At 73.5% G+C, this 21,318-nt stretch carries 15 protein-coding genes; 11 read left to right on the forward strand and 4 right to left on the reverse strand.

Going from position 1 to position 21,318, the window contains the following annotated elements:
* Positions 1-166: 166 nt before the first annotated feature.
* The 3 genes from AAC134_RS08475 (at position 167) to AAC134_RS08485 (ending at position 3,041) form a co-directional block, all read left to right on the forward strand.
* Positions 167-1,438: a YihY/virulence factor BrkB family protein gene (locus AAC134_RS08475; RefSeq protein ID WP_339948643.1), complete on the forward strand. Its 1,272-nt coding sequence runs from the start codon at positions 167-169 to the stop codon at positions 1,436-1,438.
* A 23-nt stretch (positions 1,439-1,461) separates the two neighbouring features.
* Complete coding sequence (gene ccmE, locus AAC134_RS08480) at positions 1,462-1,956, forward strand: cytochrome c maturation protein CcmE (protein WP_339948644.1); 495 nt, start codon at positions 1,462-1,464, stop codon at positions 1,954-1,956.
* Positions 1,957-2,144: 188 nt separating this feature from the next.
* Positions 2,145-3,041 carry a PhzF family phenazine biosynthesis protein gene (locus AAC134_RS08485; protein WP_339948645.1) on the forward strand — a complete coding sequence of 299 codons (897 nt, stop codon included), beginning with the start codon at positions 2,145-2,147 and terminating at the stop codon, positions 3,039-3,041.
* Positions 3,042-3,188: 147 nt separating this feature from the next.
* Here the strand turns inward: AAC134_RS08485 and AAC134_RS08490 are convergent, their stop codons facing one another.
* Complete coding sequence (locus AAC134_RS08490; RefSeq protein WP_339948646.1) at positions 3,189-4,124, reverse strand: homocysteine S-methyltransferase family protein; 936 nt, start codon at positions 4,122-4,124, stop codon at positions 3,189-3,191.
* 259 nt (positions 4,125-4,383) lie between these two features.
* Here AAC134_RS08490 and AAC134_RS08495 point away from each other — a divergent pair, with 259 nt between their 5' ends.
* The 3 genes from AAC134_RS08495 to AAC134_RS08505 all read left to right on the forward strand — a co-directional run bounded on the left by AAC134_RS08495 (position 4,384) and on the right by AAC134_RS08505 (position 7,752).
* Positions 4,384-6,360, forward strand: coding sequence for a heme lyase CcmF/NrfE family subunit (locus AAC134_RS08495; protein WP_339948647.1), 1,977 nt, complete (start codon positions 4,384-4,386; stop codon positions 6,358-6,360).
* Entirely contained in the window at positions 6,357-6,839 is a 483-nt protein-coding gene (locus AAC134_RS08500) for a cytochrome c-type biogenesis protein (protein ID WP_339948648.1), read from the forward strand. The genes AAC134_RS08495 and AAC134_RS08500 overlap by 4 nt, the downstream gene beginning before the upstream one ends.
* Positions 6,840-6,921: 82 nt before the next feature.
* Positions 6,922-7,752, forward strand: coding sequence for an enoyl-CoA hydratase-related protein (locus AAC134_RS08505; RefSeq protein ID WP_339948649.1), 831 nt, complete (start codon positions 6,922-6,924; stop codon positions 7,750-7,752).
* 234 nt (positions 7,753-7,986) lie between these two features.
* Here the strand turns inward: AAC134_RS08505 and AAC134_RS08510 are convergent, their stop codons facing one another.
* Positions 7,987-8,967 (reverse strand): HNH endonuclease, encoded by a 981-nt coding sequence (locus AAC134_RS08510; protein ID WP_339948650.1) that lies wholly within the window; start codon positions 8,965-8,967, stop codon positions 7,987-7,989.
* A 47-nt stretch (positions 8,968-9,014) separates the two neighbouring features.
* On the opposite strand from AAC134_RS08510, the gene AAC134_RS08515 reads away from it, so the two are divergent.
* Entirely contained in the window at positions 9,015-13,427 is a 4,413-nt protein-coding gene (locus AAC134_RS08515) for an error-prone DNA polymerase (RefSeq protein WP_339948651.1), read from the forward strand.
* Between the two features lie 26 nt (positions 13,428-13,453).
* Here the strand turns inward: AAC134_RS08515 and AAC134_RS08520 are convergent, their stop codons facing one another.
* A complete protein-coding gene (locus tag AAC134_RS08520; protein WP_339948652.1) occupies positions 13,454-14,278 on the reverse strand; it encodes a formate/nitrite transporter family protein in 825 nt (274 codons plus the stop codon).
* A 232-nt stretch (positions 14,279-14,510) separates the two neighbouring features.
* Between AAC134_RS08520 and AAC134_RS08525 the strand changes: the two genes are divergently transcribed.
* Positions 14,511-15,296, forward strand: a complete 786-nt coding sequence (locus tag AAC134_RS08525; RefSeq protein ID WP_339948653.1) for an enoyl-CoA hydratase/isomerase family protein — start codon at positions 14,511-14,513, stop codon at positions 15,294-15,296.
* Between the two features lie 377 nt (positions 15,297-15,673).
* Here the strand turns inward: AAC134_RS08525 and AAC134_RS08530 are convergent, their stop codons facing one another.
* Complete coding sequence (locus AAC134_RS08530) at positions 15,674-16,138, reverse strand: alcohol dehydrogenase catalytic domain-containing protein (protein WP_339948654.1); 465 nt, start codon at positions 16,136-16,138, stop codon at positions 15,674-15,676.
* 243 nt (positions 16,139-16,381) lie between these two features.
* Here AAC134_RS08530 and AAC134_RS08535 point away from each other — a divergent pair, with 243 nt between their 5' ends.
* The 3 genes from AAC134_RS08535 (at position 16,382) to AAC134_RS08545 (ending at position 21,289) form a co-directional block, all read left to right on the forward strand.
* Positions 16,382-17,578 (forward strand): aminotransferase class V-fold PLP-dependent enzyme, encoded by a 1,197-nt coding sequence (locus AAC134_RS08535; protein WP_339948655.1) that lies wholly within the window; start codon positions 16,382-16,384, stop codon positions 17,576-17,578.
* Between the two features lie 285 nt (positions 17,579-17,863).
* Complete coding sequence (ileS, locus tag AAC134_RS08540) at positions 17,864-20,830, forward strand: isoleucine--tRNA ligase (RefSeq protein ID WP_339948656.1); 2,967 nt, start codon at positions 17,864-17,866, stop codon at positions 20,828-20,830.
* Positions 20,831-21,046: 216 nt separating this feature from the next.
* Positions 21,047-21,289 carry a hypothetical protein gene (locus AAC134_RS08545; protein WP_339948657.1) on the forward strand — a complete coding sequence of 81 codons (243 nt, stop codon included), beginning with the start codon at positions 21,047-21,049 and terminating at the stop codon, positions 21,287-21,289.
* The last annotated feature ends 29 nt before the right edge of the window (positions 21,290-21,318 follow it).

Here is a 21,318-nt window from a genome sequence, read left to right on the forward strand (position 1 = left end):
GCCTGGGGCCGGGCCGGGCCGGGCGCGGAGGCGTCCCGACCGGGGCGCCCAGGCGGCGTCGGACGCTGGGGCGCCTGCGGCGCCGGCGCCTCACGCCTGTGTGACCTCCCGCCGCGAAGGGTCCCGCGGCTTGCGTCCGCCGAGCCGCCCGATACCTTGATCGGCCATGAACGTCGGCGCCTTCCTGCGCGCGCGCCTGCCCGGCGGCGCCCCCGATCCCATCGCGGCCGCCGAGGCAGCGGAGGAGGCGCAGGCGTCCGCGTCCCCGCCGTCATCTGCAGAGCCTCGCCCCGTCGACCCGCCGCCGGCCGAGCCCCCTCCGCCGGCGCCCCCTCCCGCGCCCGCCGCCCGCCGCGGCCTGCGCGGCGAGGGCGGCGACGCCGCGCTCTCGGGCCTGCGCGCCCCGCGCGCGGGACCTCCGCCCAGCCGTTCGCACCTGCCCTCCGACCCCGAGCGGCGCGACCCCGTGGCCCGCGAGTTCTGGGCCGACGCGCCCGAGGATCCGTTCGCCCGCAAGCGCACCGGGATCGAACGCTTCTGCCTGTGGGCCGGGCGCTCGCTGTCGCTGGTCTTCTCGCTGGCCGCGCTGAAGGTGCTGTGGGACGCCACCAACCGCTTCCAGACGCACGAGGGCTTCATGCTTTCGGGCCACATCGCCTATTCGGCGCTGCTTGCGCTGTTCCCGTTCCTGATCTTCTGCACCTCCGTCGCCGCGGCCACCATCGGGCCGGGAGAGCTGCAGGCGCTGATCGACCTGATGTTCGACATCGCCCCCGCGCAGGTCGCCGACGCCATGCGCCCGATCCTCGAGCAGGCGCTGGGGGTCGAGCGGCGGGGCCTGCTGACCATCTCGGGCGTCGGCGCGATCTGGGCCGCCTCGAACGGGGTCGAGGCGTTCCGGCTGGGCTTCGACCGCGCCTACCAGCCGCCCAACGTGCGCAACTTCGTGATCAGCCGGGCGGTGGGGCTGGTGTTCGTGCTGATCGGCGCCGGGGCGGCGCTGATCATGGGGTTCGCCGTGGTGCTCGCGCCCCTGATCATCGAGCTGACCGAGATGCTGATCGGCCGCGCGCCCCCCTTCGGCATGGGGGTGCTGCGCTACATCATCGCGCTGGTGGCCTTCGCGCTCTTCCTCTACATGATGCACGCGATCCTGCCCTCGGGGCGGCCCCGCGCGCGCCGGCTCTGGCCGGGGATCACCGCCACGATCCTGCTGTGGACCGTCGCGGCCTCGGCCTTCTCGATCTACCTCGCGCGGTTCCCGACCTACACGGTCACCTACGGCGGGCTCGCGGGCGTGATCATCACGCTGCTGTTCTTCTACCTGTCGGGGGCGGTGATCCTCTACGGGGCGGAGATCAACGCGGCCATCCATCGGCGCGAGGCCGAGGCGGAGGCCAGGGCCCGGGCCGAGCGCGAGAGCCTCGCCACGGCCTGACGAGCAGGGACGGAGGACCGGCCATGGCCATGACCCGCAAGCGTCGGCGCATCATCCTGATCGGCATCGGCGCCGGCTTCGTGCTGGCCGCCTCGCTGCTGGTGGGCGTGGGGATGCGCGACTCCATCGTGTTCTTCTTCTCCCCCTCCGAGATCGCCGAGCGCGCGCCCGGCCCCGAGCAGCGCGTGCGCGTCGGCGGCCTGGTGGTCGAGGGCTCTGTCAGCCGGCAGGACGACGGCTCGGTCGCCTTCACCGTCACCGACGGCGCGATGGAGCAGCGCATCGCCTTCCCCGGCATCCTCCCCGACCTTTTCCGCGAGGGGCAGGGCATCATCGCCGAGGGTCGCCTGCAGTCCGGCGGTCTGTTCGTCGCCGAAGAGGTGCTCGCCAAGCATGACGAGAAGTACATGCCCAAGGAGATCGCCGACACGCTGAAGACCGAGGGCCATTTCAAACCCGAGTACGGCGCCGACGCCCCCCAGGCCGCCGGCGAGGCCGCCGCCGACGCCGACGGCTGAGGTCCGCCGGCCTTGCCGCCCCGCTCTCGCGAGCGGCTGCAAGGCGGGCCTGAGGATCTGACGTCGGCGCTTGGGCGCCGATCCGTCAGGACCTGCGCCCGTTTCGGGCCGCGCGAGGCCCCGGTTCAGGCCCGGGGCTCGCGCCCGACCCAAGCCCTTGCGATGCCCGCTGACCGGAGACCCGTCCCATGACCTACAGCTTCGACTGGGTCGACGCCTTCGCCGAGGCGCCCTTCGGCGGCAACGCCTGCGCCGTGGTGCACGGGGCCGAGGGCCTGAGCGTCGAGACCCGCCTCGCCCTCGTCCGCGAGACGAGCCTGAGCGAATGCGCCTATCTCGTCCCCTCGGCGCGCGCCGACTTCGGGGCCCGCTACTACCTCGCCCATCGCGAGATCCCGATGGCCGGCCACCCCACCGTGGCCACGGTGACGAGCCTGGTTTCGCGCGGGCTGGTCGACGTTTCGGCCGGCCCCGCGCGCTTCACGCTGGAGGTGGGCGCCGGGGTGCTGCCGATCGAGGCCTCGCGCGACGCGCAGGGCCGGATCCGCGTGACGATGACCCAGGCGCGTCCGCAGATCGGCCCGCCTCTCGACCCCGCGCCCATCGCCGCGATCTACGGGCTGGAGGTCGCCGACATCGCCCACCCGCCGCGCATCGTCTCGACCGGCACGCCGTTCTGCGTGACGCTCCTGCGCTCGCGCGAGGCGCTGCGCCGCGCCCGGCTCGACGTGGCGCGGCTGGAGGAATGGCGCGTCGCGAGCGCCCACCCCGACGCCGGCCTGATGGAGCCGTTCCTGGTGACGCTGGGCGGCGAGACTCCGGGAGGCGACGTCTTCTCCCGCCTGCTTCTCGCGCCCCCCAGCCCCGCCGAGGACCCGTTCACCGGCTCGGCCACCGGCTGCATGGGCGCGTATCTGTGGTCCGAGGGGCTGATCCCAGCCCCCCGCTTCACCGCCGAGCAGGGCCACTGGCTCGGCCGCCCCGGCCGCGCCGAGGTCGAGGCGCTGGGCCCGCGCGAGGACATCGCCGGGGTGAAGGTCTCGGGCGCCGGCGTGGTGCTGATGCGGGGCGAGCTGCTGGTCTGACCGGGGGGGACTCGCGGGGACGCGCGGCGGCCCGAGAGCTCCCGTCGGCGCGCGGCCCCCCGCGCATCAAAAGGCCGGCGGCCCAGGGAGGGGGGCGCGCCGGCCGGCTTGATGAAATCGGCTTGTCTGGAACGGGTCGCCCGGCGCTCAGGCCGCGGCGCGCAGGGCCTGCGACAGCTCGCCGGCGTGGCGCAGGTCGGCGCCGCAGCTCCCGCCGAAGACGTTCATCCACGGCATCCGCGCCCGCATCTCTGCCACCAGGCGACCGAACTCCTTCGCGTCGCCGGGGGCGAGCGCGCCGCAGTCCCCCCGCTCGGCATCACCCTCGCGCGCAGGGGCGCAGCGCAGGCCGCGGATCCGACGCGCCCAGACCTCGTCCTCGAGCCTCGCGGGGAAATGGTCGGGCTTGGCGCAGTTGACCATGTAGTAGGCCGGCGCCGCGCTGGTCGCGAAATCCACCCGGCGGATGGCCTCGGCCAGCGTCTCGCCCGAGGGCAGGCGGCCGTCGGTCTCGACCGTGAAGCTGACCACGTGGCGCAGCCAGGCGTCGGAGGCCGCGCGCGAGAACCCGATCGCCTCGGCCGAGGCGACATGGGTGGTCGCGGTGACCAGGTCGACGTCCGTCTTGGCCAGCCAGCCCATCTGCACGGCGTGGTAGTCGCGGGCCTGCTCGGCGGTCATCTCCGGCCGCCCGGCGCCGCCGTGGGGGCCCACGGGGGCGTTGAGCAGGATCGGCTGGGTCCCGGCGAACTCGTCGCGCAGGGTGGCGGCGAAGGCGACGGCCTCATGGTTGGCCAGGCGCAGCGCGGTCTCGTCCTCGCCCAGTTCCTGCGACCAGCAGGGGTGCGCCTTCCAGGTCGGCGCGTCGAGGATGAAGCCCGTCCCCGCCTCCCGCGCCAGGCGCAGGAAGCCGCGGAAATACTCAGCCAGCGCCGCACGGCCCTTGGGGTCGGGAAGCAGCGTGTGCGCGGCCATCGCCCGCACGGCGAGGCCGCGGTCGGCCATCAGGTCGGTCTCGAGCCCGGCATCGGTCAGGAACGGCGCGCCGGTCAGCTGGGGCAGTCGGGAGCTGCGGTCGAACATCGCTCTGCCTCTTGTGCGGGGAGCGGCGGGGATCGCCGGTCTCGGCCTCCGGTTTCGCTGCGTCAGCGTGATACGAACGTGATATTTGTGTTGCAGTAATGCCGCGAAAACGATTTCCAGCCGCAGCGCGCCGCAAAAAAGCCGCCGCGACCATCGGCGGACTGGCCTCGCGACCTCCTGAATTGCACCACGCGCCCGGTCGCGGCATGGTCCGCGCAGGCGCGCGCCCCGCGCCGGGTTCCACCGCGGGAGGCCGATCATGACCGCCGAACTGGGCCACTTCGCCCTGATCCTCGCCCTTGTGGCGAGTCTCGCGCAGACCGTCGTGCCGCTGGTCGGCGCGGGCCGGGGCTGGTCGGACTGGATGCGGCTGGCGACGCCCGCCGCGGGGATCTCGTTCGTCCTCACGCTGGCGGCCTTCGGGGCGCTGACGGCGGCGTTCGTGACCTCGGATTTCTCGGTGGCGCTGGTGGCCAACAACTCCCACTCCGCCAAGCCGATGCTCTACAAGGTGTCGGGCGTGTGGGGGAACCACGAAGGGTCGCTGCTGCTCTGGACCCTGATGCTGACGCTGTTCGGCGCGCTGATCGCGGGGCTGGGGGGGAACCTGCCGGCCTCGCTGAAGGCGCGGACGCTGGCCGTGCAGGGGGCCATCGGGGCGGCGTTCCTGGGTTTCATGCTGTTCACCTCGAACCCGTTCGAGCGGCTGGCCCATCCGCCGCTGGACGGGGCCGACCTGAACCCGCTGCTCCAGGACCCCGGCCTCGCCTTCCATCCGCCGTTTCTCTACCTGGGCTATGTCGGCCTCTCGACCGCCTATTCCTTCGCGGTCGCGGCCCTGATCGAGGGCCGCGTCGACGCCGCCTGGGCGCGCTGGGTCCGGCCCTGGGCGCTGACCGCCTGGCTGTTCCTGACCGTGGGGATCGCGCTGGGCAGCTACTGGGCCTACTATGAGCTCGGCTGGGGCGGCTGGTGGTTCTGGGATCCGGTCGAGAACGCCTCGTTCATGCCCTGGCTGGCGGCCGCCGCGCTCCTGCACTGCGCCATCGTGGTCGAGAAGCGCGACTCGCTGAAGTCCTGGACCATCCTGCTGGCGATCCTGGGCTTTTCGCTGTCGCTTCTGGGCACGTTCATCGTCCGCTCGGGGCTGCTGACCTCGGTTCACGCCTTCGCCTCGGACCCCACGCGGGGCGTGGTGGTGCTGGCGATCCTGGTGGTGGCGGTGGGAGGGTCGCTTGCGCTTTACGCCTGGCGGGCGCCCAGGCTCGCGCCGGGCGGGGTCTTTGCGATGCTCAGCCGCGAATCCATGCTGGTGGCCAACAACCTGCTGCTGACCGTGGCCTGCGCGGTGGTCCTGCTGGGCACCCTGATGCCGCTGATCCGCGAGGCCTGGGACGGCGGGCGCATCTCGGTCGGGGCGCCGTTCTTCGACCTCGCCTTCACGCCCTTCATGATCGCGCTGGCGGTGCTGCTGCCGATCGGCGCGCTGGCCCCGTGGAAGCGGGCCCGCCTCGGGCGGATCCTGCGCCGGCTGTGGCCCGCCGCGGCGCTGGCCTTCGCGGTCGCGGCCCTGGTCTGGGCGCTGCAGACCGGGCGCAGCGCCATGGCGCCGGTGGGCATCGCGCTCTCGGTGTGGATCCTCGCCGGCGTGGGCGTCGAGATCTGGGAGCGGGCCGGCCTGTCCCGCCCCGGCCGCTGGCGGCGCCTGTCGGGTCTGCCGCGGGCCGACTGGGGCAAGTCGGTCGCCCACTCGGGCCTCGCGCTGACCATCTTCGGCATCGCCTCGCTGACCGCGTGGGAGAGCGAGTCCGTTCGCGCCCTGCATCCCGGCGACACGGTCGAGGTGGGCGGCTACGCCTTCCGCTTCGACTCGGTCGATCGCGCGCAGGGCCCCAACTACTCGATCGAGCGGGGCGCCTTCACCGCCTTCAAGGACGGGACCGAGGTGGCCGTCCTGCGCCCCGAGAAGCGCTTCTACCCCGTCCAGCGCATGCCCACGACCGAGGCCGCCATCGACGCCGGCCTCCTGCGCGACCTCTACGTGGTGCTCGGCGACCGGCAGCAGGCCGACGCGGGCGCCTGGGCGGTGCGGATCTATGTCAAACCCTTCGCCAACTGGATCTGGATCGGGGCGCTGGTGATGGCGCTGGGGGGCGTCGTGTCCCTCTCGGATCGGCGCTACCGGGTGGGGGCGGCCGCCCGGCGGGCCCCCTCGGCCGCGGTCCCCGCGGAATGAAGCTCCCCTCGCCCCTGCGCGCCCTGGTCCTGGCGCTGGCCCTCCTCGCGCCCCTCGCGGCCCCTGCCGTGCAGCCGGACGAGGTTCTCGCCGACCCCGCGCTCGAGGCCCGGGCGCGGGCCCTCTCGGCCGAGGTCCGCTGCCTGGTCTGCCGCTCCGAGAGCATCGACGAGTCCAACGCCGACCTCGCCCGCGACCTGCGGGTGCTGGTGCGCGAGCGTCTGCTGGCGGGCGACAGCGACGCCGAGGTGAAGGCCTATCTCGTCGCCCGCTATGGCGAGTATGTGCTGCTCAAGCCCAGCTTCTCGATGGGCAACGCGGTGCTGTGGTTCGGCGGGCCGGCCCTGCTGATCGGCGGCGGCGCGCTGGCCTTCCTGTGGATCCGCCGCGCCCGCCCGGAGGCCGCCGCCGGCGCCGCCCCCCTCAGCCCAGAGGAGAGGGCCCGCCTCGACGCCCTGATGAAGCGGGACGACGCCTGAGGCTTGCCTCGCCCGGCCCCGCCCCCTAGCTGCCGTTCTGGGCCCTCGCGGCCTCCCCCATTGTCTCCCGGAGGCCCCGCCGATGACCGAAGCTCCCGCTCCCCAGGCTCCCGCTTCCGTCGCCGCCCCCGGCCGCTCCCCCTACCAGACCCTGCGCTACGCCGTGCGCGAGGGCGTCGCCACCCTGGCGCTGGCGCGTCCCGAGCGGCTCAACGTCCTCGACGCGCAGGCCAAGTCCGACCTGGTCCATGCCCTGCGCCGCGCGCCCGGAGAGGCGCGCGTCGTGGTCCTCACGGGCCTGGGCGAGGCGTTCTGCGCCGGCCACAGCCTGGGCGACGCGCCCCGCATCCGCGAGCTCGACCTCGGCCGCACCCAGCGCGAGGACACCCGACCGCTGCTCGAGGCGATGGCGGGCTCGCCCCTGCCGATCCTGGCCGCCGTCAACGGGGTCGCGGCCGGCGCGGGGCTGGCGCTGGCGCTCGCCGCCGACATCGCCGTGGCGGCGGAAGGCGCCAGTTTCGCCGTCACCTCCGCGCGCGTCGGCACGATCCCGGACGCGGGGCTCTCGTTCTGGCTGCCGCGCCTGGTCGGCCCCGCCCGCGCCCGGGGCCTGGCCCTGCTGGGCGAGCCGCTCTCCGCCCGCCAGGCCGCCGACTGGGGCCTGATCTGGGAGGCCGTCCCCGACGCCGCCTTCGCCGAGCGGGTCGAGTCCCGCGCCCGCGCCCTGGCCGAGGGCCCCACCGAGGGCTTCCGCCTGACCCGCGAGGCCCTGCGCGCCGGCCTGGAACTGTCCTGGTCCGACCAGCTCGAGCGCGAGGCCGACCTCCAGGCCCAGGCCGGCCGCACCCGCGATTTCCTCGCCGGCGCCCTGGCCGAGGCCGAAGGCCGTCCCCCCCGGTTCGAGGGCCGCTGAGCCCCGCCCGCGCGGCGCCGCCCTCCACGCGGCGGGACGACGCCGCCTGCGGATGGAAAAGAGAACAAAACAGGAATATCCTGTCTCCCGGATCACGGGAGACTCGGCATGACGAGCAGGGCGGATCGCTTCCCTGCAAGGGAAGCGCCAGCAAGGCGCCCCCTGGGCGCGGACAGCGTCAGGGGCGTGGGCTGTGGCAGGGGCGCGGGCAGGCGGCGGGGCGGGGCGGCGGCCTCAGCCCTTGAACACCGCCTCGCGATGCCACTTCAGATACGCCGGATGTGGCCGGGCGGGCGCATGGTCGGGCAGCAGCAACCGACGCTCGGGCCGCAGCAGCGCCTCGGCGCCCGGGGGCAGCGAGTCGCGCGCGGTCAGGATCGAATAGTCGTCGTCGATCGACAGCAGCCCGCGGTCGAACATCCAGTGGACCGTGCCCGACAGGGCCACGCCGTTGTTCAGCACGTCGGGGCCGTCCTGCTCGACGGCGCGGATATGGGCGGCCTGCACCTCCGGCCGCCCGCCGCCGTTCAGGATGCGCAGCCCGGTCATCGCGCAGGTCTCGCGGTAGGCGCTCTTCACCTGGCGGGCGAAGGCGGCGTCGCGCAGGCGTCGGCTGGTCAGGCGCTCGACCAGGGGACGGCGGAAGGGCTCGGCCGGGGGCTCGGCCGCCTCCAGCACGGGCTCGGGCGCCTCCGCCCAGCGCCGCCCGCCGTCCTCCTGGCGGGGCGACGGGGACGGCATGGGGCGCGGCGCGCGGTCGATCTGCGGCGTCCAGTCCTCCGCTCCCAGCTCCTCGCGCAGTCCGGCCATGCCCAGGGCCACGATCGTCTCGAACTCGGCGTCGGGGATGAAACGCACGTTGCGCCCGAAGGCGCCCTTGTTGGTGCTCCCGTCCGCCTTGCGCAGCCCGCTTTCCAGATAGAGCCCGTCCGTGCGGAACGGGACCGCGGCCGCGAAGGGCACATAGCCGGTCATGTCGGCGTAGAAGTGGTCGGCCAGGGCCGGATCCGGCCGCACCCGGACCACGCGGGCCGCGGCGTAGTAGGCCATCCGTCCCCGCCCCGAGGCCGCATCGCGCCGCGGCTCGTAATAGATCGCCCAGTCGCCGAGAGCCGCCTGCACGACGTTCAGATAGGTTCGCGGGAAGTGATACCGCTCCCACGGCAGGTCGTCGTATTTCGACCCTTCCGCGTGCGTGAAGATCGCCTTGGCCATGGGGCGAGCCTATACCTGTCCCATATCGGCACGCCAGGCGCCGCCTGATGCCGTTCGCCGAGCTCCACGTCACCACCAACTTCAGCTTTCTCACCGGCGCCTCCCACCCCGAGGAATTCGCCCGCGAGGCCGCGGCCCTGGGCCTTTCGGCGCTGGCGGTGGTCGACCGCAACTCGGTGGCCGGGGTGGTGCGCGCCCATCAGGCGCTGCGCGACCTCGCCCGGGCCGCGGCGCAGGCGGGAGCCGGGGCGGAAGGCGCCGGCGCGGTGCGCACCACCGACCGCATCGGCCACGCCGAGGTGATCGCCCACGCCCTCGCCCGCCGCCAGGGCGCCTCCCGCGACGCCCATGACGACGCCGCCGATGTTCGCGCCCGCGGCCAGGCCGCCCTGCGCGCCGCGGCCGCCCGGCATGCGCCGGGGCCCCCCGCGTCCCTGTCCGGGCCGCCCTCCCGTTCCGGCGACGGACCGCCACAGGCCGACCGCCCTGAGCGCGAGTCGGGCCAACCTGCAGAGACGGCCGCCCCCGGCGCCCTGCGCCCTGCAGCGCCCCGGCCTGCAGGGAAAAGCGATGCGGCCGCGTCTGTCGCTCGCGCCCGGCTGGCGGCGCAGGGCGCCTTGACGAGCAAGGCCGCGGCGCCGTCGAGGCGGGACTCGCAGACGGTTTCGGCCGTCATGTCTTCCGCAATGTCTCCGGCTCCCGCAGGCAAGCAGGGTCCGGATCCCGACCCCGACCCCGGCCCTGGCGGCGATCTCATCCCAGGCGCCGACCCCGAGCCCGGCTCCGTCTCTGGTCGCGATCTCGCCCCCGGGACCCATCCCGACTCCGGCCCCGACCTCGAGCCGGAGCCCTGGTGGCTGGCGCCCGGGCCCGCCCGTCCGGCCTCCCCCGACGGTCCCACCAGGCCCGATCCGCCCAGCTTCGCCCCCCTGTCCCCGCTCTCGCTTCCGCGCCTGATCCCCGGCGCCCTGCTGGCGCTCCGCGACGGGCAGGAGCTGGTGGCCCTGCCTACCGACCGCGCCGGCTGGGCCCGGCTCACCCGCCTGCTGACGCTGGGCAAACGCCGGGCTCCGAAGGGCGAGTGCTGGCTCGATCCCGCCGACGTGCTCGACCACGCCGAGGGCCTGATCCTGCTCTGGCGCCCCTCGCCCGAGGCCGCGCCCGAGGAGCTCGACCCCGACGCGCCCCCCGCCGCGCGCCCCGACACGCCCCCCGCCGGCGCCGAGGGACCGGACGCTCCTCGTCGCCGCGCTCCCGGGAGCGAGGGCAGGGCGCCGCATGGTCCGCCCCGGTCGGTGGACGCGCCCCCAGAGGGCGCCCGGCCCGCCGCGGGCGCCTGCGCCGCCGATCACGCCGCGGGCGGCGGGCGGGTCGCGCCTCCCGTCTCCGCCGGCAACGCCTTTCCCCCGCCTGCCGGACAGGCCTCCCCGGCCGCCGCGGCGGGAAGCCCCCCGGCCGCAGCCCCCGCGCGCCCCACGGCGCCCGCCCGCCACAGGGCGCCGCGCCAGCCGCGCGGCGCGGGCGCCGCCTTGGCATCCTTGCGACAGTGGTCGCGCCGCCTCCCCGGGCAGGTGTTCCTGCTCGCCGCCCCGCTCTACGACGGCCGCGACGCCGCGCGCCTGGCCGCCCTCGCGCGGCTGGCCGAGGCCGCCGGCGCGCCCCTCGTCGCCTCCGCCTCGCCGATCATGCACGTGGGCGCCCGGCGCCGCCTCGCCGACGTGCTCGCCTGCATCCGCGAGGGCGCCACCATCGACCAGCTCGGCCGGCGCGCCCAGCCCAACGCCGAGCGTCGCCTGCGCGCCGAGGCCGAGATCCGCCGCCTCTTCGCCGACCACCCCGAAGCCGTCGACCGCGCCCAGGAGATCGCCGGGCGCTGCCGCTTCTCCCTCGATGAGCTGCGCTACGAATACCCCGACGAGGTCTCGGGCGGCGAGGTCCCCCAGGCCCGGCTCGAGCGCCTGACCGCCGAGGGTCTTCGCGTCCGCTACCCCGACGGCGTCCCCGCCAGGGTCCGCGCCCAGGCCGCCCACGAGCTCGCCCTGATCGGCAAGCTCGACTACGCGCCCTATTTCCTGACCGTGCGCGACCTGGTGGCCTTCGCCGAGTCCCGCGGGATCCTCTGCCAGGGCCGGGGGTCGGCGGCCAATTCCATCGTCTGCTACGCCCTGCGGGTCACCGCCATCGGCCCCGAGGTCGCCTCGATGGTGTTCGAGCGCTTCGTCTCCGAGGCCCGCGACGAGCCCCCCGACATCGACGTCGACTTCGAGCATGAGCGCCGCGAGGAGGTCATCCAGCACATCTATCAGCGCTACGGCCGCCACCGCGCCGGCCTCTGCGCGACCGTGATCCACTACCGCGCCCGCCGCGCGGTGCGAGAGGTGGGCAAGGCGATGGGGCTGAGCGCCGACGCGATCAACGCCCTCGCCTCCCAGATCTGGGGCTGGTCGTCGGAGTCGATCCGCGAGGAGCGCATCCGCGAGATCGGCCTCGACCCCACCGAGCCGCGCCTGCGCCAGACCCTCGATCTGGTGGCCGAGCTGATCGGCTTCCCCCGCCACCTCTCCCAGCATGTGGGCGGCTTCATCATCACCCGCGACCGGCTCGACGAGCTGGTGCCCATCGAGAACGCGGCGATGGAGGACCGCACGGTGATCGAGTGGGACAAGGACGACATCGACGCGCTGGGCATCCTGAAGGTCGACGTGCTCAGCCTCGGGATGCTCACCTGCATCCGCAAGGCCTTCGAGCTGATCGAGCGTCATGCCGGCGACAGCTGGTCGCTGGCGACCCTGCCGCCCGAGGACCCCCTCGTCTACGACATGCTGTGCGAGGCCGACAGCATCGGCGTCTTCCAGGTGGAATCCCGCGCCCAGATGAACTTCCTGCCGCGGATGCGCCCGCGCTGCTTCTACGACCTGGTGATCGAGGTCGCCATCGTGCGTCCCGGCCCGATCCAGGGCGACATGGTCCACCCCTACCTGCGCCGCCGGCGGGGGGAGGAGCAGGTGAGCTTCCCCTCCGACGAACTCGGCCAGGTGCTGGGCAAGACGCTGGGCGTGCCGCTGTTCCAGGAGCAGGCGATGCAGATCGCCATCATCGGCGCGGGCTTCACGCCCGAGGAGGCCGACCTCCTGCGCCGGGCGCTCGCCACCTTCCGCAAGTCCGGCACGATCCACAATTTCCGCGACCGGTTCCTCGCAGGCATGACCGCCAACGGCTATGAGGCCGACTTCGCCGAACGCTGCTTCTCCCAGATCGAGGGCTTTGGCGAATACGGCTTTCCCGAGAGCCACGCGGCGAGCTTCGCGCTGCTGGTCTACGCCTCGGCCTGGATCAAGCGCCATCATCCGGCGGCCTTCGCCTGCGCGCTGCTGAACTCCCAGCCGATGGGGTTCTATGCGCCCGCCCAGATCGTGCGGGATGCGCGCGCCCATGGGGTGGCGGTGCGCCCGATCTGCGTGAACGCCTCCTACTGGGACAATGTGCTCGAGCCCGACCCCCGCTCCACCGGCGGGCTGGCGCTGCGGCTCGGGTTCCGCCAGCTGCGCGCGATGAAGGAGGACGACGCGCTGTGGCTGACCGGGGCGCGGGGCAACGGCTATCGCTCGGTCGAGGATCTGTGGCGCAAGGCGGGGCTGCCGGCCTCGGCGCTGGCCACGCTGGCCGAGGCCGACGCCTTCGCCGCGCTGGGGCTCGACCGTCGCCAGGCCCTGTGGCAGGCCAAGGCCGTGCCGGGGGGCGACCCGCTGCCCCTTTTCGCCGGCCTGCTGGAGGGCGAGGGGATCGAGGAGCCGCCCACCCCGCTCCCGGCCATGTCCGAGGGCGAGGAGGTGGTCGAGGACTACGTCGCCGCCCGCCTGACGCTGCGCGCCCATCCCGTGGCCCTGCTGCGCCCGCGCCTGACCCCGCCCGGCGCCCCCATGCCGGGCGGCCGCACGGGAGAGCCCTGGCCCCGTCCCCCCGCCTGCCTTCCCGCCACGGCTCTGGACCTGCCGCCCGAGAAGGCCCGCGTCTCGGTCTGCGGCCTGGTGATCGTGCGCCAGCGTCCGGGCAGCGCCGGGGGGGTGATCTTCATCACGCTCGAGGACGAGACGGGGGTGGCCAACATCGTGGTGTGGGCGCGCGTCTACGAGACCTTCCGCCGCCAGGTCATCGCCGGCCGCCTGCTGCGGGTGACCGGGCGGGTGCAGCGCGACGGCTCGGTGATCCACGTGGTGGCCGAGACGATCGAGGACCTCTCGCCGATGCTCGACGACCTCGCCCGCGGGGCCCGCGAGATGCCCGACCCCGCCGGGCCGGTGGACGAGGTCCGCCGTCCCGTGCAGGGCAGCCGCCGCGGCAGCGCCGCCGAGGAGATCCGCGATCCCCGCCGCGAGGGCCCCGCGTCGGCGCCCGGCGCCCCGGCAGGCCACCCCCGTCGCCAGGCGAGGAAACTGTTCCCCTCCCGCGACTTTCACTGAAGGCCCCGGCGGCGTCCTGCCGGGCGTCAGGCCCGTTCGCGCACCTGCGCGTAGGCGAGCGCCGAGAAGATCCCGGTTCCGCCCAGGACGTTGCCCGCCAGCGCCGGCGCCGTGTCGCGCCACAGCGCGCCCCAGAGGTCCAGCTCGCCCGCAATGGCCAGCATGAACAGCTTGGTCGAGCCCGCGACCACGTGGGACATCTCGGCCACCGCGATCAGCCAGGTCACCATCACGATGGCGATGATCTCGCCGGCCCCGTCCTGCCGCGGCAGCATCCAGACCAGCGCCGCGATCAGGAAGCCCGCCGGGATGCCGCGCAGGAACTGCTCGGTCGGGGTCATCGAGGCGTAGGACCGGGCGATCTCCAGCGCGCCCTCGGCGATCTTCTCGGGGATCAGGCCCGGCAGGCTCATCGCGGTCGCGGCCACCGCGCAGCCGACCAGGTTGGCGGCCAGCACCACCCCCCACAGCCGCGCCAGCCGGCCCAGCAGGCTCCGCCCGGGGTTGAGGAAGAAGGGAAGGATCGGGGTGATGGTGTTCTCGGTGAACAGCTGCATGCGCGCCTGCACCACGATCAGGAATCCGAACGAGTATCCGAACGCCGCCACCAGCGGCCGCCAGGGCTGGTCTGGCAGCAGCGCATGCAGCGCCCCCTCGGCCAGCACCGACAGGCTCAGCGCGATGCCCGCCGCCACGCCCGACCACCACAGGCCCGAGACCGGCCGCTCGAGTTCATGGAGCCCGGCGCGGCGGATCGCTTCGTAGACGACCTCCGTGGGCGCCTCGGCGTGTTCCTCGACCTGCTGCCGCTCCTGGCTGTCGAGATGGATCTCGTCCTCGGTCTCGCGCATTCGGCTCTCCGTGGTCGCGGCGCGCCGCAGGGGCGCATCCCCCTCGATATGGCGCGGCACGCGCGCGGGGCGAGCCCTGCGGCCCGGCCCGTTCCCGGCCCGCCTTGTTCCCGGCCGCCTTCGCCTTGCGCCTTCTCGCCCCCTCTGGCATCCCCGACCTGCCGGCCGTAAGGTCCCCGGCGAACCGGCCCCGGGCGGACCAACGGCCCGCCCCCGGAGGAGAGGAGACGCCATGACCGCCTATTCGCAGCCCGAGCTCGGGATCGAGCTGAAGGACTTCGTCGCCACCGTCGAGATCCAGCGCCCGCCGCTGAACTTCTTCGATTTCAAGCTGATCCAGCAGATCGCCGACACGCTCGAGGCGCTGGACAAGGACCCCGACTGCCGCGCCATCGTGCTGTGCGCCAACGGCAAGGCGTTCTGCGCGGGCGCGGACTTCTCGTCCTCGGGCGAGGACGACGACGCGGTCGACCGGCTGGGCGTGGGCAACCTCTACCAGGAGGCGACGCGGATCTTCGCCTGCCGCAAGCCGATCGTGGCGGCGGTGCACGGGGCGGCCATCGGCGGCGGCCTGGGGCTGGCGATGTCGGCCGACTTCCGGGTCTGCTCGGAGGCCTCGCGCTTTGCGGCCAACTTCACGCGCCTGGGCTTTCACCCCGGCTTCGCCCTGACCCACGTGCTGCCGCGGGCCATCGGCCAGCAGCGCGCCTGGCTGATGTTCTACACCTCGCGCCGGGTGAAGGGCGACGAGGCGGTCGAGTGGGGCCTTGCCGACGTGCTCGCCCCGGTGGGCGAGGAGCGCAAGGTGGCCTGGGACCTGGCGCGCGAGATCGCCGAGAACTCGCCGCTGGGCCTCGACACCACCCGCGAGACCCTGCGCCAGGGCCTGGTCGAGTCGGTCAAGGCCGCCACCGCCCGCGAGCTGGCGGTGCAGGAGGAGCTGCGCCACACCGAGGACTTCGCCGAGGGCGTCCGCGCCACCGCCGCGCGGGAGGTCCCCAACTTCAAGGGCCGCTGAGCCCCCTGCGGCGCCCCCGACCCCGCGGTCGGGAGCGCCGCGACAGCCCGACCGCGGATCGCCGCGTTCCGCCCGCGGCGCGGGGCAGGCGGGGCGCCTGGGGCCCCCGTCTCCCACCGGCGGCGGAGGTCCCGGGCGCCCGGCCAGTCGCGCGCCGCGGGCGCAGCGTTGGTCCCGGGCGGCGCGCCTGACGCGGCGCTTCCGCCGGCCGGGCGCCGCCTTCTGCCGCTTCCTCTCGGGCCTGGTCACGCGCCAGTCGGCCCCGAGCGCGCACGACTTCGGTCGGGGAGCTGACCACCGCCTCGGCGTCGGCGCCCCGGGCCCCGGGGCCGCCCCGGCCTTGGGGTCGTCGCCCACGCCCGCGATCCCCCGCGGGTTCAGCGCGCGGCCGGTGTCGATCGGGCCATGCCCACACCGCCCGCGGCGCCGGTCACAGACATCGCCGTGCCGGGCTGCAGTGCCGCGCGGTCCGCCAGCGCGGGGCGGGCGGCGAGGCCGTTGCGCAGGATCATCGAGGCGACCCCGTTCTCGACCGCGTCGGGCAGCGTCGCCATCCGGTGGGCGTCGATCATCGTCCGCTCGGCGAGGGCGCCGCGCCAGCCCGAGCAGCAGACCCGGCCGCCCGGCTCCAACCCCTCGGCGCCCTCACCCGGCGCCTCGTTCTCGCCGGCCGCGTCGGCGCCGGGCAGGCAGGGCAGGGGCGGCCTGAACTGGCGGCGCCCCCGGGTCGTCAGCCTGTCCATGCCGCCGACCGAGGCCGCGCGAACCCGCACCCTCACCCGCACCTGGCCCGAACCGGCCGCGCTTGGGCGCCCCGCATCGCAATTCTTTCTGCGCGCCATCACGCCCTGTCATGGCCGCCCGAAAAACCCCCAACTTTCCAACCACGTCCTCGCGATATCGCCGCCGCTCGCCCCTCCCGTCCCTCCCAGCCCATCCCCCGCGGCGGCGGCGGCACTTCCGGCGGCCACGATTTGCCGCTAGCGATTCCCCCGGCGCCCGCTCTTTCGCCCCGAGGCGCCCTCGTCACCGTCGCCGCCGCCGAGCCCTCCCCGGCGGCCGCCCCTGTTTCAGGAGCCCCTGCCATGTCGCTCGCCAACGGTCGGCATTTCCTGGCCATTCCCGGCCCCTCCGTGATGCCCGACCGGGTGCTGAACGCCATGCACCGCGGCGCGCCCAACATCTACGAGGGCGCCATCGTCGAGCTCGTCGACGGCCTCGCCGACGACCTGCGCAAGGTCGCCCGCTCGAAGGACGCGGGCGTGGCGATCTACACCTGCAACGGCCACGGCGCCTGGGAGGCGGCGATCGCCAACCTGTTCTCGAAGGGCGACAAGATCCTGACCCTCGACTGCGGCCGCTTCGCCGAGGGCTGGGCCCAGACCGCGCAGGGCATGGGCGTGGACGCCCAGGTGGTGATGACCGGCGACCGCGGCCCGGTGCCCCCCGACCAGCTCGAGGCGCTGCTGCGCGCCGACACCGCCCACGAGATCAAGGCGGTGATGGTGGTGCAGGTCGACACCGCCTCCTCGGCCTGCAACGACATCGCGGCCCTGCGCGCGGCCATCGACGCGGCCGGCCACCCGGCGCTGTTCATGGTCGACTGCATCGCCTCGCTCGGCTCGGAGCGGTTCGAGTTCGACGCCTGGGGCGTGGACCTGATGGTCGCCGGCTCCCAGAAGGGCCTGATGACCCCGCCGGGCCTGGCCTTCTGCTTCGTCGGTCCCAAGGCCTGGGAGCATCGCGGAGAGCTGGTCTCGGTCTACTGGGACTGGCGCCCGCGCATCCGCCCCGACATGCCCTACCAGCGCTTTGGCGGCACCGCGCCCACCCATCACCTGTTCGGCCTGCGCGAGGCGCTGGACATGCTGCTGGAGGAGGGGGTCGAGGGCGCCTGGGCCCGCCACCGCGCCATGGGCGACGCCGTGCGGGCCGCGGTCGCCGGCTGGTCCGAAGGGATGAACGACGGGCCGATGGAGTTCAACGTCACCGACCCCGAGCGCCGCTCCAACGCCGTCACCACGATCCTCACCCGAGGGTTCGAGCCGAAGAAGCTCCGCAACCTGTGCGAGACCGAGATGAACGTGACCCTGGGGATCGGGCTCGGCCGCTTCGCCCAGACCTCGTTCCGCATCGGTCACATGGGCTGGCTGAACCCGCCGATGGTGATGGGCGTGCTGGGCGCGGTCGAGAGCGCGCTCGACGCGCTCGAGGTGCCGCACGGTCCCGGCCTCTCGGCCGCGGCGCAGTCGCTGGGCCGGGCGATGCGCAAGGCGGCCTGAGGCGGGCGGGGCCCGGCCTCTGGTCCCGAACCGCGCCGCCTGTGCAGACGCGGGTCTGCGCAGGCGGCGCGCACTCTGTCCGGGCGGAATCCCGGCCTTCCCAACCCGCCGCGCGGCGTGTAATACCCGGGCCCATGAGCGACCTGCGCGCCCGATATCGACCCCTGCGGTCCCGGCGAATTACCGGCGCGGCCTCCTGAGTTCAGGAGCGCCGCCAGTCCCGTTTCGCCGACCATCCCGAACATGGATCCCGCAAGGGGATCAACAGCTTGTGGAGCGCTCCTGATGTGCGCCGACTCCCCCTCGACCGACGCGGCTGTCGATTATCGAGACACTCTCTTCCTGCCGAAGACCGACTTTCCGATGCGCGCGGGCCTGCCCAAGCGCGAGCCGGAGTGGCTGGCCCGCTGGGCCGAAATGCGCGTCTACGACCGCCTGCGCGAGACCGCCGAGGGCCGCCCGCCCTTCGTGCTGCATGACGGCCCGCCCTATGCCAACGGCCATCTCCACATCGGGCACGCGCTCAACAAGGTGTTGAAGGACTTCGTGGTTCGCTCCCAGCAGATGCTGGGGCACGACAGCCGCTATGTGCCGGGCTGGGACTGCCACGGCCTGCCGATCGAGTGGAAGATCGAGGAGCAGTACCGCGCCAAGGGTCTCGACAAGGACAAGGTCGAGATCAACGAGTTCCGCGCCGAGTGCCGCAAGTTCGCCGAGGGCTGGATCGACGTCCAGCGCGAGGAGTTCCAGCGCATGGGCGTGACCGGCAACTGGGACGATCCCTATCTCACCATGGACTTCGACGCCGAGGCGGTGATCGCCGCGGAGTTCATGAAGTTCGTGATGAACGGCTCGCTCTATCGCGGCTCCAAGCCGGTGATGTGGTCGGTGGTCGAGAAGACCGCGCTGGCCGAGGCCGAGGTCGAGTATCACGAGCACCAGTCCCACACGATCTGGGTGAAGTTCCCGGTGGTCTCCGCCGCCGAGCCCGCCTCGGCCGCGGATCTCGAGGGCGACTTCGCCGGCGCCGCGACCGAGCAGGTCGAGGGCGCTCTGGCCGACGCCTCGGTCGTGATCTGGACCACGACCCCCTGGACGATCCCGCAGAACCGCGCCGTCTGCTTCAATTCCAACATAAACTACGCGCTCTATCGCGTTGAAGAGGCTCCGGAAGGCAATTGGGCGAAGCCCGGCGACCTGCTGGTGATGGCCGAGAGCCTGGCGGACGCCGTGATGGGCCAGGCCAAGGTCGAGCGCTTCACCCGCCTCGCCGCCGTGGGGGCGCAGGAGCTGGAGGGGCTGACGCTCGCCCACCCGTTCCGCGGCCTCGACGGGGCCGGGGGGGAGTGGGACTTCGACGTGCCCATGCTGCCTGGCGACCATGTCACCGACGACGCGGGCACCGGCTTCGTGCACACCGCGCCCTCCCACGGCGCGGACGACTACGAGGTGGGGCGGAAGCACGGGCTTCCGATGACCTACAATGTGCTCGAGGACGGCAGTTTCCGCGCCGACCTGCCGCTGTTCGGCGGGGCGGTGATCTTCGATCACAAGGGCAAGGAGAAGGATGCCAACAAGCGGGTGATCGATGCGCTGGCAGGCTGCGGCGCGCTGATCGCGCGCGGTCGGCTGAAGCACTCCTACCCGCATTCCTGGCGCTCCAAGGCCCCGCTTATCTTCCGCAACACGCCGCAGTGGTTCGCCGCCATCGACGTGAAGCTGGGCGACGGGCAGGACACCTATGGCGAGACGATCCGCCAGCGCGCTCTGAAGTCCATCGACGATCTCGTTGAATTCACGCCGAAATCCGGCCGCAACCGCCTGCACTCGATGATCGAGGCGCGCCCGGACTGGGTGCTGTCGCGCCAGCGCGCCTGGGGCGTGCCGCTGACCTGCTTCATGCGCGAGACCGGGCCCGGCCAGGTCGAGGTCCTCAAGAACGCCGAGGTCAACGCCCGCATCGAGGCGGCCTTCCGTGCCGAGGGCGCCGACGCCTGGTTCGCCGAGGGCGCGAAAGAGCGCTTCCTCAAAGGCTTGGTGGACGATGTTGAGGCGTGGACGAAGGTCGACGACGTGCTCGACGTGTGGTTCGACAGCGGCTCGACCCATGCCTTCGTGATGCGCGACCGGCCCGACGGGCTGTGGCCGGCCTCGCTTTACCTCGAGGGCACCGACCAGCATCGTGGGTGGTTCCACTCCTCGCTGCTGCAGGGCTGCGGGACGCGGGGGCGCGCGCCCTACGAGGGCGTGCTGACTCACGGCTTCACGCTCGACGAGAAGGGCATGAAGATGTCCAAGTCGCTGGGCAACACCATCGCGCCCGAGGACGTCATCAAGCAGTACGGCGCCGACATCCTGCGCCTGTGGGTGGCCCAGACGGACTTCACGGCGGATCAGAGGATCGGCCCGGAAATCCTTAAAGGCACGGCGGATTCCTACCGTCGCCTGCGCAACACCATGCGCTTCATCCTCGGCGCGCTGGACGGGTTCGACGAGGCCGAGCGCCTCGATCCGGCCGAGATGCCGGAGCTGGAGCGCTGGGTGCTCCACCGCCTCTCGGAGCTCGACGCCGAGGTGCGCGAGGGCTACGGGCGCTACGCCTATTCCCAGGTGTTCCAGAGCCTGTTCCAGTTCTGCACGGTCGACCTCAGCTCGGTCTATTTCGACATCCGCAAGGACGCGCTCTACTGCGACGCCGCGGACAGCATCCGCCGCCGCGCCTGCCGTACGGTGATGGACCTGCTGTTCCACCGCCTCGTCACTTGGCTCGCCCCCATGCTGGTCTTCACCATGGAGGAAGCCTGGCTGGAGCGGTTTCCGGGCGTCGACAGCTCGGTGCATCTCGTCGACTTCCCCGACACGCCTGACTGGCGCGACCCGGCGCTGGCTGCGAAATGGGCGAAGATCCGAGAGGTGCGCCGCGTGGTCACCGGCGCGCTCGAGATCGAGCGGCGCGAGAAGCGCATCGGCGCCAGCCTCGAGGCCGCGCCCTCGGTGCATGTCGAGGATGCGGGCGTCCGCGAGGCGCTGGCCACCGTCGATTTCGCCGACATGTGCATCACCTCCGGCATCGAGGTCACCGGCGATCCGGCCCCGGCCGAGGGCTTCCGCCTGCCGGACGTCGCCGGCGTGGCGGTGGTCTTCGCGCAGGCCGAGGGCGCCAAATGCGCCCGCTGCTGGAAGGTGCTGCCCGACGTTGGCGCGCATGCCCACGACGGCGTCTGCGGGCGCTGCGACGCGGCCCTGAGCTGAGGCGAAGCGGCCCCGCGGCAGGGGCCGAACCGGATGCGCCCCGCGCGCCGCCTCCCGCCGGGGGCGGCGCGCTTTCGTTTCAAGCGGGCGGCGCCCCGGCCTGACGCAGCGCTGCGGGTCGGCCGCGTCGGGGCGCCGCAGAGCCTGTTGTCCTATGTCGGCCTTATTATATCGGCCCTGCAACCTTCCCTGCATGCTGATCCGAAAGGACACCCGATGAGCGCTTCGAACGCCGAGTCGAGCGCGACCACCGTGGCCGCGCCGAGCACCCCCGTCACCCGCGTCACGCCCGGCCTGCTGCTGGGCGCCGTCGTCGCGGTGCCTGCGGCCGCCGCGCTGGTGATCCTGCCCGAGGTGGCCGGCTTCGAGGGCCCGGGCTTCTTCGTCGCCGCGCCGGTGTGCTTCGTCGCGCTGGCCGTCGTCGTGGGAACCATCGCCAACCGCCTGTTCCGGACCTGAGCGGGCAGGGGCCCCGAGCCCCGCTCGAC

Source organism: uncultured Albimonas sp. (assembly GCF_963977235.1).
Lineage (GTDB): Bacteria > Pseudomonadota > Alphaproteobacteria > Rhodobacterales > Rhodobacteraceae > Albimonas.

What these genes read in the sequence shown, in the direction of transcription:
- ileS (WP_339948656.1), top strand. Translation starts at nt 17,864, where the DNA reads ATGTGCGCCGACTCCCCCTCGACCGACGCGGCTGTCGATTATCGAGAC.
- AAC134_RS08535 (WP_339948655.1), top strand. Translation starts at nt 16,382, where the DNA reads ATGTCGCTCGCCAACGGTCGGCATTTCCTGGCCATTCCCGGCCCCTCC.
- AAC134_RS08500 (WP_339948648.1), top strand. Translation starts at nt 6,357, where the DNA reads ATGAAGCTCCCCTCGCCCCTGCGCGCCCTGGTCCTGGCGCTGGCCCTC.
- AAC134_RS08515 (WP_339948651.1), top strand. Translation starts at nt 9,015, where the DNA reads ATGCCGTTCGCCGAGCTCCACGTCACCACCAACTTCAGCTTTCTCACC.
- AAC134_RS08475 (WP_339948643.1), top strand. Translation starts at nt 167, where the DNA reads ATGAACGTCGGCGCCTTCCTGCGCGCGCGCCTGCCCGGCGGCGCCCCC.
- AAC134_RS08490 (WP_339948646.1), bottom strand. Translation starts at nt 4,124, where the DNA reads ATGTTCGACCGCAGCTCCCGACTGCCCCAGCTGACCGGCGCGCCGTTC.
- AAC134_RS08525 (WP_339948653.1), top strand. Translation starts at nt 14,511, where the DNA reads ATGACCGCCTATTCGCAGCCCGAGCTCGGGATCGAGCTGAAGGACTTC.
- AAC134_RS08485 (WP_339948645.1), top strand. Translation starts at nt 2,145, where the DNA reads ATGACCTACAGCTTCGACTGGGTCGACGCCTTCGCCGAGGCGCCCTTC.
- AAC134_RS08495 (WP_339948647.1), top strand. Translation starts at nt 4,384, where the DNA reads ATGACCGCCGAACTGGGCCACTTCGCCCTGATCCTCGCCCTTGTGGCG.
- ccmE (WP_339948644.1), top strand. Translation starts at nt 1,462, where the DNA reads ATGGCCATGACCCGCAAGCGTCGGCGCATCATCCTGATCGGCATCGGC.
- AAC134_RS08545 (WP_339948657.1), top strand. Translation starts at nt 21,047, where the DNA reads ATGAGCGCTTCGAACGCCGAGTCGAGCGCGACCACCGTGGCCGCGCCG.
- AAC134_RS08505 (WP_339948649.1), top strand. Translation starts at nt 6,922, where the DNA reads ATGACCGAAGCTCCCGCTCCCCAGGCTCCCGCTTCCGTCGCCGCCCCC.
- AAC134_RS08530 (WP_339948654.1), bottom strand. Translation starts at nt 16,138, where the DNA reads ATGGCGCGCAGAAAGAATTGCGATGCGGGGCGCCCAAGCGCGGCCGGT.
- AAC134_RS08520 (WP_339948652.1), bottom strand. Translation starts at nt 14,278, where the DNA reads ATGCGCGAGACCGAGGACGAGATCCATCTCGACAGCCAGGAGCGGCAG.
- AAC134_RS08510 (WP_339948650.1), bottom strand. Translation starts at nt 8,967, where the DNA reads ATGGCCAAGGCGATCTTCACGCACGCGGAAGGGTCGAAATACGACGAC.